General features: G+C 65.4%; 10 protein-coding genes. 7 read left to right on the top strand and 3 right to left on the bottom strand.

Annotated elements, in window-relative coordinates:
• Positions 1 to 91 precede the first annotated feature (91 nt).
• Positions 92 to 2,275 (top strand): glycogen debranching N-terminal domain-containing protein, encoded by a 2,184-nt coding sequence (locus NXY83_RS09355; protein ID WP_258805812.1) that lies wholly within the window; start codon positions 92 to 94, stop codon positions 2,273 to 2,275.
• 42 nt (positions 2,276 to 2,317) lie between these two features.
• On the opposite strand, the gene NXY83_RS09350 is transcribed toward NXY83_RS09355, so the two are convergent.
• Complete coding sequence (locus tag NXY83_RS09350) at positions 2,318 to 4,318, bottom strand: vWA domain-containing protein (RefSeq protein ID WP_258805811.1); 2,001 nt, start codon at positions 4,316 to 4,318, stop codon at positions 2,318 to 2,320.
• A 14-nt stretch (positions 4,319 to 4,332) separates the two neighbouring features.
• Positions 4,333 to 5,721: a sigma 54-interacting transcriptional regulator gene (locus tag NXY83_RS09345; RefSeq protein ID WP_258805810.1), complete on the bottom strand. Its 1,389-nt coding sequence runs from the start codon at positions 5,719 to 5,721 to the stop codon at positions 4,333 to 4,335.
• Positions 5,722 to 5,915: 194 nt separating this feature from the next.
• Here NXY83_RS09345 and NXY83_RS09340 point away from each other — a divergent pair, with 194 nt between their 5' ends.
• Genes NXY83_RS09340 through NXY83_RS09330 form a run of 3 tightly spaced genes read left to right on the top strand, consistent with a single transcriptional unit; the run spans position 5,916 to position 8,166 of the window.
• Positions 5,916 to 6,548 carry an MSMEG_4193 family putative phosphomutase gene (locus tag NXY83_RS09340; protein ID WP_258805807.1) on the top strand — a complete coding sequence of 211 codons (633 nt, stop codon included), beginning with the start codon at positions 5,916 to 5,918 and terminating at the stop codon, positions 6,546 to 6,548.
• 10 nt (positions 6,549 to 6,558) lie between these two features.
• A complete protein-coding gene (locus NXY83_RS09335) occupies positions 6,559 to 7,260 on the top strand; it encodes an SCO1664 family protein (RefSeq protein WP_258806138.1) in 702 nt (233 codons plus the stop codon).
• 45 nt (positions 7,261 to 7,305) lie between these two features.
• Complete coding sequence (locus tag NXY83_RS09330; protein WP_258805805.1) at positions 7,306 to 8,166, top strand: MBL fold metallo-hydrolase; 861 nt, start codon at positions 7,306 to 7,308, stop codon at positions 8,164 to 8,166.
• Here NXY83_RS09330 and NXY83_RS09325 read toward each other — a convergent pair.
• Positions 8,138 to 8,863, bottom strand: a complete 726-nt coding sequence (locus NXY83_RS09325; protein WP_258805804.1) for an AfsR/SARP family transcriptional regulator — start codon at positions 8,861 to 8,863, stop codon at positions 8,138 to 8,140. The genes NXY83_RS09330 and NXY83_RS09325 overlap by 29 nt on opposite strands.
• 229 nt (positions 8,864 to 9,092) lie before the next feature.
• On the opposite strand from NXY83_RS09325, the gene NXY83_RS09320 reads away from it, so the two are divergent.
• The 3 genes from NXY83_RS09320 (at position 9,093) to NXY83_RS09310 (ending at position 11,723) form a co-directional block, all read left to right on the top strand.
• The gene (locus NXY83_RS09320; protein WP_258805803.1) at positions 9,093 to 9,689 is read left to right on the top strand and encodes a dihydrofolate reductase family protein; all 597 of its coding nucleotides are present in this window, start codon (positions 9,093 to 9,095) and stop codon (positions 9,687 to 9,689) included.
• Positions 9,690 to 9,906: 217 nt separating this feature from the next.
• A complete protein-coding gene (locus NXY83_RS09315) occupies positions 9,907 to 11,139 on the top strand; it encodes a S8 family peptidase (protein WP_258805802.1) in 1,233 nt (410 codons plus the stop codon).
• Between the two features lie 68 nt (positions 11,140 to 11,207).
• Positions 11,208 to 11,723: a hypothetical protein gene (locus tag NXY83_RS09310; RefSeq protein ID WP_258805800.1), complete on the top strand. Its 516-nt coding sequence runs from the start codon at positions 11,208 to 11,210 to the stop codon at positions 11,721 to 11,723.
• Positions 11,724 to 11,768 lie beyond the last annotated feature (45 nt).

Raw genomic sequence — 11,768 nt, 5'->3', positions numbered from 1 at the left:
GGCGTAGCGTCTATTCCGCGGGCGGCGGCACAGGTCGTTCAGGCCGGATTACCGGAAGCCGTCTCCGCCTTCAGCCGTCGAAGGAGCGGACATGGCCGGATGGAACGCTGATACAGCTGCCGGACCTGTGGGAGCCGGAACAAATACCTTGGTGGAGGGCTCGTCCTTCTGCATTTCGCTGGCTAATGGAGACATGCACCCGGAACATCCGCACGGGGTCTTCCATGAGGACACGCGCATCCTGTCGCGCTGGAACCTGACGGTTAACGGCCAGCCACTGGAACCGCTGACTGCAGAGACAAAGGAACCGTACCGTGCCTTGTTCATCGGCCGCGTTCCACGTTCCGACGGATATGCCGACAGCCCGCTGATTGTGGAGCGCCTTCGGGAAGTAGGAGCCGGGGTCGCCGAGGAGATCACCATCCGGAACTACTCTTCGGAGGCGGTCGAATGCAGTGTTTCCGTCAGCGTTGCATCAGATTTCGCTGATCTCTTCGAAGTGAAGGAGGCGCGTGTCCAGCGGCACTGGGAGGAGTCCCGGCGCCCGGACGGCGATTCGCTCACCATCGAGGCCGTCTGGCACGACGTCCTGAAGCGGGTGGTCATCAAGGGAGGGGGCGCCGTCGCCACCCCCGACGCCCTCACCTATCGGGTGGTCGTCCCGCCGCACGGGCAGTGGAGCACCCAGCTGAGTGTGGCGCCTTCTCCTGACGGCGCTGGGGCTCCTGCTGCCCGGCCCGTCCACCAGGACGATCGTCAGGAATCTGCGAGCGACCGCAGGCGCCGGGAGTGGGTAACGAAGATCCCCAAGCTGCACATGGGGAACCGTTCCATTGAACGGACCCTGCGGCGCAGCTATGACGACCTGGGTGCGCTCCGGATTGAGGATCCCGCCCACTCGGAGCGGATCGTGGTGGCCGCAGGTGCACCCTGGTTCATGACGCTCTTTGGGCGGGACTCCCTGTGGGCTTCGGAAATGGCCCTCCCCGTGGACCCCTCCCTGGCCCTTGGTACCTTGCAGACGTTGGCGGACCGCCAGGGCAAAGTGGTGGATCCAAAGAGCGAGGAGGAACCCGGAAAAATCCTGCACGAGGTAAGGCTGGGCGTCTCCAGCGGTCTGGCGTTGGGCGGCAAGTCCATCTATTACGGCAGCGTGGACGCCACTCCCCAGTTCGTGATGACCCTGGGGTCGGTCAGCCGCTGGGGCTTTGCCAAAGACATCATCGCCGACCTGCTGCCCCATGCGGACCGGGCGCTGGACTGGGTACGGAATTACGGTGACAAGGACGGCGACGGCTTCGTCGAGTACTCCCGCCTCAATGAACAGGGCCTTCTCAACCAGGGCTGGAAGGACTCCTGGGACGGCATCAATTTCGCTGACGGGACGATGGCCGAGCCGCCCATTGCGCTCTGCGAAGTGCAGGCTTTGGTCTACAGCGCCCTGCTGTCCAGGGCATGGATGGCCTACGACGCCGGTGACGCACCAATGGCAGCGCAGCTCACGGAGGAGGCGGCCCGGCTGAAGAGAAAGTTCAATGACGAGTTCTGGCTGCCTGACCGGGGCTGGTTCGCCGTCGCCCTGGACGGCAGGAAGAGGCCGGTGGACGCCTGCGCCTCGAACATGGGGCAATGCCTGTGGCACGGCATCGTCGACGACGACAAGGTCCCGCTGGTGGCAGAACGACTGATGTCACCAGAGATGTTCAGCGGCTGGGGCGTCCGCACCCTTGCCACCGATATGGGTGCCTACAACCCCGCCAGCTACCACAACGGCTCAGTCTGGCCCCATGACAACGCGATCATCGCAGCGGGCCTGATGCGTTATGGCTTCATCGAAGAGGCCCAGCGGATCGCCACGGCGCTGCTGGAAGCGGCCGAATACTCCAACGGCCGGCTCCCGGAACTCTTCTGCGGGTTCAGCCGGGAACAGGTCGCAGAACCGGTGCCGTATCCCACCGCCTGCTCCCCGCAGGCCTGGGCGGCCACCACCCCGATTATGTTGATTACCAGCCTGATGCGGTATGACGCCCATCTGTCACGGGGCGGGTTCTGGATGGACCCCGTTCTGCCTGAGTCCTTTGGCAACCTGCATATTACCAACGCGCCCATGGCCGGAGGCCGGATCACCATCAACATCAGCGGTTCCGAACCCTCCGTGGAGGGGTTGCCCGAGGACATCCGTTTCCATCGTGCCCACCGGCCGTGGCTGACCGAACTCGTGGCGGAGGCCGGACTGGGAACTGCGCATGGGGGTGGACCTGTTCCCAAAGACTGATTGTTGGAGTTCCAGGCGCGGGCGTCCGTCAAATGGCGTCCGTCAAATCCAGTCGGCGCCGTTGAAGGAGCTGCGGAAGTGCGCACGGAGGTACTCGCCCACCACTGCGGCGCCAAGGTCACCGACGTCGGGCGCAACCACCCGGCCATCGATCCGCCGTGCCAGCCGCTGCACGAACCGCTCAAGGCTTGGCTCGGAACCGAGCCGGAAGAACGTCGCATGCGTGCCGGCACGCGCAAGGCGGTCAAGTTCGGCCACCGTGACCCGGACTGTCTCCGGGTCCGGTGGCCAACAAAACCACGACTCGCCGTCGGCCAGCAGGTGCGCGGTGGGTTCGCCGTCGGTCACCACCAGGAGTACCGGCTGCATGGACGGGTGCCGGCGGAAGAACCGGCCGGCCAGAAGCAATCCGTGATGCAGGTTGGTCCCCTGCTCCCGCAGGGCCGGCAGGGCCGTGAGTTCGGCGATGTCCATGGACTGTGCGTAACGGCCGAACGTGACCAGCTGCAGCCGGTCTCCGCGGAACCGGGTTGAGACCAAATGGTGCAGGGCGAGCGCGGTGCGTTTCATCGGTACCCAACGGCCCTCGGCCGCCATGGAGAATGACACGTCGACAAGCAGGACGACGGCGGCCTGGGTCCGTGCCTCTGTTTCCGTCACCTCGATGTCCCCCACGCCGAGGCGGAACCCGCGGCCGGGATTCCCGCCGTCAGCTACGGTGCGGCGGATCGCGTTAGTCATGGTGCGGGTGACATCCCACGGCTCGGCGTCCCCGAACTCCCACTGGCGGCTGGAACCGGTCTGTTCACCGGCGGCGCCTGCTGCGCGGGTGTCCCGGTGCCCCTGCCTGCCGGACAGCTGCCTGGCCGTGTCCCGGAGGAGCGACTTCCCAAGCCGCCGCATGGCCTGCGGGGACAGCCGGAGGTCTCCGTCTGCGCCGCGCCGCAGGTAGCCGCCGTCCTGCATGGCCCGTTCGATCTCCGCGAGGGTGCGGGCGGTGACCGCGGCATCCTGCCCCAGCTGGCGGGCCAGCGCATCCAGGTCGAGATCGTCGAGGCGTGAGCCGTTGTAGGACTGGGAGAGCTGTTCGCCCAACTCGTCGAGTTCGGCGATGTCCTGCAGGACGCCGGTGCCGTCGCCCAGTCCGAGCCCTTCCTGGCCCTCAAAGCGTTCGGATCCGGACCAGTCCTCACCTGGCCGCAGTGCCTGCAGGGATGCATCGAGTTGCTCGAGCTGGGCCATCAGTCCGGGCGAGCCGAAGGCCTGGGCGGAGAGCCGCATCAGCTCCTCCCGCTGCTCCGGGGACATGGACTGCAGGAGCCGCTGCGCTGCCGCGGCGCGGTTGGCGAGCGCGTCGATCAGCTCTTCAACGGACTGCGGATTCTCGGGAAAGAAGTGTCCGTGCCTGGCCATGAATTCCTGGAAGTCGGCGTCGGTGTCTTCGCCGCGCCGGTGTTTGTCCAGCAGTTCGTTGAGGTCCTGCAGCATCCCGCGCACGGCCTCGAGGTCCTCATCGGTCGCGTTCTCGAGCGCCTGTTTCATGCCGGCGAAACGCTGGTCCAGGACTTCCCGTCCCAGGAGGTCCTTGATCTTTTCGTAGGCTTCCCGGGCGGTAGTTGACTGCCAGTCGTAAGAGGCGAGCCCGTTGACCGCGGCTGCCGTGGATGCGGGGAGGTTCTGCAGCTGCATCTCCCGGAATGCACGGTCTGTGTTGTCCATCATGGCGTCGCGGGCCAGCTGCTTGCGTTCCTCCAGTACAGCGGTCTCGAGCAGCTTTCGCACTTCGCCAAGGGTGCCGTCCAGCCGGTGGCGTCCCAGCAGCTCGCTCCTGCGCTGTTGAACCCGCCGGGCCAGGTCGTCGAGCCCTTCCCGGCTCCGGCCGCCCCGCCGCAGGAACTCCTGTAGGGCGTGCCGCGGGGAATACCCTGCCATCACATCCTCGGCGACGGCGTCGAGTGCCTCGGCCAGGTCCACCGGCGGTGCGAGCGGATCCGGTCCCCCGGAGTACCGGCCGTACCTGGCGGACCGTTTGTGGACGGCCATGATGCCTCCTGTACCTAGCCGTAGACCGTCGCCTCGTCGTCGGACTCCTTGGAGATCCGCCTGGCAAGGTAGAGGCCTTCCAAAGCAAGCTCGACGGCGGCCGCGCGCTGCCCGTCATTTTTCGCACCCAGCCGCTCACTGATCTCGTCATAGAGGCCTGAGCCGTTGAGGGACGGGAGGTTCTGGAGGAACTCCCGCGCGGTGACCTGCTCACCGGTGGTCACGGTGGTGTGGCCGTCCAGCGCGGCCACGAGCGGACCCATGTCGAGGCCCTGGAAATGCGCGCGCACGGCTTCCGCGGTGGCTGTGCGCAGCAGGTGGTCCAGGACACCCTGCTCGCGCCCTTCCTCGCCCGATTCAAACTCAATCTTTCCTGTCAGGACTTCAGCCGCGGGTTCCAGGTCGATGATCCGCGCAACGGCCTGGTCCTCGCCGCGCATGCTGGCCCGGCGCAGCGCCCCCGCGGCAACAGTCTCAGCACCCGCAATGGCGAACCGTGCTGACACTCCGGAGGTCTGGTTGATGGCCGGGGATTGGCGCAACGCCCGCGTGTACCGCGCCAGGATTTCAAGGATGACCGGCGGGACATCGGCCACGAGCCGCCCCTCCTGCCGGATAACGGCTACCTCGTCATCGAGCTCAATGGGGTAATGCGTCCGGATCTCGGCGCCGAAACGGTCCTTCAGGGGCGTGATGATCCGGCCGCGGTTGGTGTAGTCCTCAGGATTGGCCGACGCGACCACCAGCACGTCAAGCGGAAGCCGCAGGACGTAGCCGCGGATCTGGATATCGCGCTCCTCCATCACGTTGAGCATCGCCACCTGGATCCGCTCGGCGAGGTCCGGCAGCTCGTTGATCGCGATGATCCCCCGGTTCGAGCGCGGGACCAGGCCGTAGTGGATGGTCTCCGGGTCCCCCAGGCGGCGGCCCTCGGCGACGCGCATCGGGTCCACGTCGCCAATGAGGTCGGCGACGGAGGTGTCCGGTGTCGCGAGCTTCTCGACGTAGCGCTCCGAGCGGTGGCGCCACGCCACGCGGAGCCGGTCCCCCTCGGTGAGCGCCCGCGCCCGCGACTGTTCAGTGATCGGCAGGTACGGGTGTTCGTTCAGCTCCGAATCCTCGATCACCGGCGACCATTCATCCAGCAGCCCCCCGAGGGTGCGGAGCAGGCGCGTCTTCCCCTGTCCGCGTTCGCCGAGCAGGACAACGTCGTGGCCGGCAATCAGGGCACGCTCGAGCTGCGGAAGGACCGTCCGGCTGAAACCGTACAGCCCGGGCCACGGATCGCGGCCGGCGGCGAGCGCCGCGAGGAGGTTGTCGCGGATTTCATGGCGCAGGTCCTTCTGGACATGGCCGGCGGCACGCAGTTCGCCAACTGTGAAGATATCTGGACGATCACTCACCCCTATACCGTAATCCCCGCACCTGCAGGGAATCGAGGATTTCCGGGATTATCCCGCGGACACCGTTGGACGGCTTACCACTTCGCGGCTCCCCCTTCCCTCGCAAGCTCGGGCGGGGCCCCTGCCGCTACCGCTCCGCTGCTCCCCCTTCCCTCGCAAGCTCGGGTGGGGCCCCTGCCGCTACGCTTAGCCTGATGACTGCTAAGAGCACCCTTCTCCTGCTGGTGCGCCACGGGGAGACGCCGACCACGGGCATGGTGTTGCCCGGGCGGGCACCTGGGCTGCATCTTTCGGACCGGGGCCGGGCACAGGCGGAGGGGGTGGCCGAACGGCTGGCTGCGGTTCCGGTTGACGCGCTGTACTCCTCGCCGCTGGAGCGTGCCCGGGAGACTGCCGAGCCTTCGGCGGTCCGCACCGGGCTGGTGGTGGACGAGGACGCAGGACTGACCGAATGCGACTTCGGCGGGTGGACCGGCGCTGCGCTCGCCGACCTGGCCGGCCTGCCCCAGTGGCAGGCGGTCCAGCACAGTCCTTCGACGTTCCGTTTCCCCGACGGGGAGAGCTTCCTGGAGATGCAGTCCCGGATTGTGGGAGCACTCGAGGTGCTGCGTGCCGCATTCCCAGGGGCCGTCGTCGTATGTTTCTCCCATGCCGACCCCATCAAGGCGGCTGTGGCCCATGCCCTGGGGATGCACCTGGACCTGTTCCAGCGGATCGTCATCAGCCCCGGTTCGGTGTCGGCCATTTCTTACGTGGAGGGCCAGGCACCTGCCGTGCTGACGGTGAATTCGACGTCGGAGCCCCTGAGCGGGCTGCGGGTGCCATGACATGGACCAGATGTCGGGACGGGAGCTGACACTCCTCGGCGGGGGCCGCGTCGAGCTGCTTGGGCGCATGCCGCGCAGCAGCAACGGGACTTTCCTGGTCCGCGTCTCCAGCGGGGAGGATTCTGCCTGCGCCATCTACAAGCCGGAGGCCGGGGAACGGCCGCTGTCCGACTTCGAGCCGGGACTGTACAAGCGGGAATACGCGGCGTACCTGCTCAGTGAGTACCTGGGGTGGGGCCTGGTGCCGCCAACGGTGATCCGTCCGGAAGCCCCAATGGGGATTGGTTCTTTGCAGTGGTTCGTCGAGTGCGACTTCCGTGAGCATTACTTCACGCTCTACTCCCATGCGCCGGAGACCCACCCCTGCCTTATGCAAATCGCGCTTTTCGACTACATCGCCAACAACACCGACCGCAAGAGCGGACACGTTTTGCGCGGCCATGACGGACGGGTGTGGAGCATCGACCACGGGCTGTGCTTCTCAGCCGGGTTCAAGCTGCGCACGGTCATCTGGGAGTTCGCCGGTGATCCCGTCCCCGGTTCCCTGCTCGCGGACGTCACGCCTTTGGCACAGGCCGTGCCGTCCGCCATGGCTGCCGTCCTCGACGAATTGGAAGTCGCCGCCCTGCAGCGCAGGGTGCGGCGCGTGCTGCGCGAAGGCGTGCTGCCGGTTGACCACACCGGCATGCGCTACCCATGGCCGCTTGTGTAAACGGAGCCCTGAAATGCCGCCGGCATGGCCCGCTAGGATGAACCCGTGCCGCACTCACCCCATGGATGGAGCCCTGCTGGCAGTGTTTCCGAGCAGGCGCCCGGCGTGTATTTCGTCGAAGGACCAGCTTCCAACTGGATCGTGGCCCGCGACCAGACCGGCTTCATCCTCATTGACAGCGGCTACCCCGCAGACCGGCCTCTGGTCCTGGAGTCGATCCGCCATCTGGGCCTGAATCCTGCCGGCGCCAGGGCCGTCCTGATTACCCACGGCCATGTGGACCATACCGGCTCAGCGGCGTTCTTCTCCACGTCATATGGAACACCCATCCTGTGCGCCCCCGAAGAGCTGGCCCACGTCCAGGGGAAGGAAAAGCACCAGGTGAGGTTCAGCCAGGTCGTCGTCCGGGCGTGGCGCCCACGTGTCTTCCGCTGGATGGTCCACGTCATACAGGCAGGAGCGCTTACGGCAAAGCCGGCAGCCCAAGCCCGGGCATGGGACCCTGGGAAACTCCAGACCCTGCCAGGCTCACCTGAAGCGATTCTGCTGCCCGGCCACACGCCAGGCAGCGCCGCAATTTTCTTGCCTCGGGCCGGCGCGATCGCCGTCGGGGATTCATTTGTTGGCGGCCACCCGCTTAGCCGAGCCGTCGGACCGCAAATGCTCCATCCCATGTACCACGCCGACCCGACCGCTGCTCTTGCTGTACTCCACCGCTTGTACGGCGTAGGCACCACAGTCATACTCCCCGGGCACGGTCCCGCGCTGCACATGCCATTGGCAGAAGCCCTGACGATGCTGAACTCCTGGAAGCTGGCCTCTGCACCACAGCCACATCCTCAGCGCGTGCCGCGACGTCGGCGCCGCCCTTCCGCCCTCAAGCGGCCGGGGCAGGGGACCTTATGATCCCGTTGATCAGCTGCCGCAAACCTTCGGAAGGTCGAACACCCATGTCCTCCAGCAGCCGTTCCTGGTATTTGTCGTAGGCGAGAAGAGCGGCGGCAAGGTTACCCTGCGCCAGTTCTGACGTGACAAGGACCCGTACCGCGCTCTCGTAGAGGGGTTCTATTTCCAGGGCGGCCACAGCCGCTTCCGCGGCGGCCTCGTGATCCCCGCCGGCAGCGAACTGCCGTGAGACCAGCGTAAAAGCTCGAAGCAGGTCGTGCCGTAGCCGGCTCTGCTCGAACAATACCCAGTCCTCGTACCAGCCAGGCAGGAAATCCAGGTCGCGCAAGTCCCGCAGCAGGGTCCACGTGGTGCCAGTGTTCGCGACGGCGGCATCCTTCAGCAGGGCGCGGACCCTGTGCAGGTCCACAGCAACCCGGTTGTCCAGGGACAGCAGGGCCCCATCCTTCACCAGCAGGCCTGGTACCTGCCTGGTCATCAGGTGGACCGCTACCCGGAGACTTTCCAGGGCCTTGGCATCCGGATAGTCAGGCCAAAGCATGCCGGCAAGGTAATTCCGGAGGCTGGCACCGTGGACTGCCAGTGCCGCGATAAGGCGCTGTTGCCGTGCAGCAACGTGGACGACTCGCCCCTCCCGGCGAATTTGCCAGGAGCCCATGAGGTCCAATTCCAAAATTCCACCGTCATCATTGCCCATGGCAGCCCGATTTCAGCAGGGTTTACTACACCGAATATGTAAGATCGAGGATCCTCACGTTCAACTGGAAAGTCAACGGACAATTGCCCCCCGTTTCCTTAGGGAGAGACGTCTCTCAGACAGCCGACGGGGCAAAACCCCACACACCTTCCAGCCACAGCGGAGCCCCATTAGCATTGCCGGTATCGTCCCGCGTTCTTATTGTTTCTGCCCAGCCCGCAAGGAAGCCATGAACAGCGTTACATGTGACCTCACCATGTCGCTCGACGGATACATCGCCGGGCCGAACCAGAGCATGTCCGAGCCGTTGGGCGAGGGCGGAGAGGACCTCCACCGCTGGATGTTCGAAGAACCCGAAGCGAATGCGGCGGCGATTGAGGGCATTCTCCTGGCAGGCGCCTTCATCATGGGCCGCAACATGTACGCAGGACCCGGACCAGGACCATGGAATGAGGACTGGCGTGGCTGGTGGGGTGACGAACCGCCTTATCACGCCCCCGTGTTTGTCCTGACTCATCACCCACGCCCTCCGTTGAAGATGAAAGGCGGCACTACTTTCAACTTCGTGTCCGACGGGATCGAGTCCGCACTTGCCCAGGCGCGGGAAGCTGCGGCGGGCAAGGACATCGCCGTAGCCGGAGGAGCGAAAACCGTGCAGCAATACCTTTCCGCCGGGCTGATCGACGAGTTGCGCCTCCACACCGCGCCGCTCATCCTCGGAGGGGGCGAGCGTCTCCTGGACAGCGTCGGAAATCTCAGGCTGGAGCCGCTGGACGTGAGCGGTACAAGTTTGGTGACGCATGTGCGCTACCGGGTTGTCCGATGAGAAGTTCAGCTGGACCCAGGGCCGGTTGCCGCGGTCGTTATAGCCGGCGGCCCTGCAAGTTGCCGGCCCGGTGAAGAAGAATAGGACCCGACCGGTAACGCCGGTGTAACGCCGCCGGACGTAGGACTGGCATCATGTGGAACCAGACGTCCACCTTTGAAGACAGCCGTTGCGTCCGAGACGCAAACCCTTCCGTGTAGAGGCCAAGGAGCCCAAGATGCCCGAGCTGCTCAACCAAAAAATCGTCATTCTGCGAGCCCCTTCCCTGGGCGCCACCCGCGATCCTTTCGATGGACCGGGAGCAGCCCCTGGGCTGGAAAGCGCCGTTCAGAACATCGCTGAACGCGCCGTGGGTATGACGGTCGAGAGTGACGAGAACCCTTCGAGTGCCACCCTCAACGCGTTGCGGAATGACCCGACAGTCCTCGGCTTCGCCCCCGCGATGCCGATGAAGCTCATCGAACCCCTCGAAGCCGATGCTGCAGCGGCCGCTGCTGCTGTGACATGGGGCGTCAAGGCTGTGGGCGCAGATACTTCGCCCTTCACGGGCGCCGGGGTTACAGTGTCGGTCCTGGACACCGGCATCGACGCCACCCATCCGGCGTTCACCGGTGTCAACCTGGTCACGAAAGACTTCACGGGTGCCGGCAGCGCCGACGACGACAACGGCCACGGCACGCACTGCGCGGGGACGATCTTCGGCCGGGACCTCACCGGCCAGCGGATCGGCGTCGCACGTGGCGTACAGAAGGCGGTGATCGGCAAAGTCCTCGGAGGCCCGAACGGCGGCAGCAGCGACATCCTTGCCACCGCAATGCTGTGGGCAGCCGACAACGGCGCCCACGTCATCTCCATGTCGTTGGGAATGGACTTCCCCGGCTGGGTGGATGAGCTGGTCAACGTGAACGGCCTGTCCATCCCCGCCGCCACATCCATAGCCCTCGAAGGCTACCGCGCCAACGTCAGGCTCTTTGAACAGCTTGCCAACCTCCTCAACGCCCGGGCCTCAGTCGCCCAGACGACGATCGTCGTCGCAGCCGCCGGCAACGAAAGTGAACGCACCGGCAATCCAGCCTACGAGATCAATGTTGCCCCGCCGGCTGCGGCCTTTGGCATTACTTCCGTTGCCGCCCTGGCAGACGGGGGCGGAGGACTCACTGTTGCACCCTTCTCGAATACGATGGCGACCGTGGCGGGTCCCGGCGTCGGGGTTTTCAGCGCCTGGCTCAACGGCGGCACCAAAACCATCAGCGGAACCAGCATGGCCACCCCGCATGTTGCGGGCGTGGCGGCGCTTTGGGCGGAACGTCTTCTTGCGCAGGGACCGCTGAGTCCGGTGCTCCTGCAGTCCAAACTGATCGCTTCCGGAACGTTCAAGCCGCTTAAAGCCGGTACGGATCCGGTGGACGTCGGCGCGGGTTTGGTCCAGGCACCCACGAACGCAAGCTAGTTTGATCCGGCGCTCTTGCCGAAGCGGGCAGTGGCTCCCTTGCGAAGTGAAACCCGAGGACGGGACCAATGGTAATACCGGAAGATGTGCTCACCGCCACCCAGTCACGGTTCCAGGCGCGGCGGGGTCCACGTGCGGGCACGGAAGAAAAGATCGCTGAAGCACATACCGCGCAAGGAAGCATCCTCAACGTGGATGCGCCGGAACGGCTGGAACTGCGCACCCGGCGGGTCCTGCGTCAGCCGGTGGTTGTAGATGCACTCAGGGCGACCGAGGACACCTCCCCGGCAATACGGGGCAAGGACCTGGATGATCCAGTGCCGGAGCGGATCATCAGCGGAAACAACTTGCTTGGCATCGCGTTCCTGGAACTGGATATGACGGTTTCACGCAGTGTCGGCAGGGTGATCGTCCGGGACCGGTTCCAGATCCGCTCCTTCGGCACCGGATTCATGATCTCGCCGCGGTTGGGCCCTGACAAACAACCATGTCCTGCCCGACGCAGCGTCCGCCCGTTTCTCGCGACTGGAATTCAACTTCCAAAACGGAGTCAACGGCCTTCCCCTCGCCACGTCGCAGTTTGACCTGGAACCGGACACCTTTTTCCGGACCGATGCCGGCCTTGATGT

The organism is Pseudarthrobacter sp. NS4 (assembly GCF_024758005.1).
Lineage (GTDB): Bacteria > Actinomycetota > Actinomycetes > Actinomycetales > Micrococcaceae > Arthrobacter.
The sequence above is the reverse complement of the archived record's forward strand: the minus strand, read 5'-3'. Positions and strand labels throughout refer to the sequence as shown.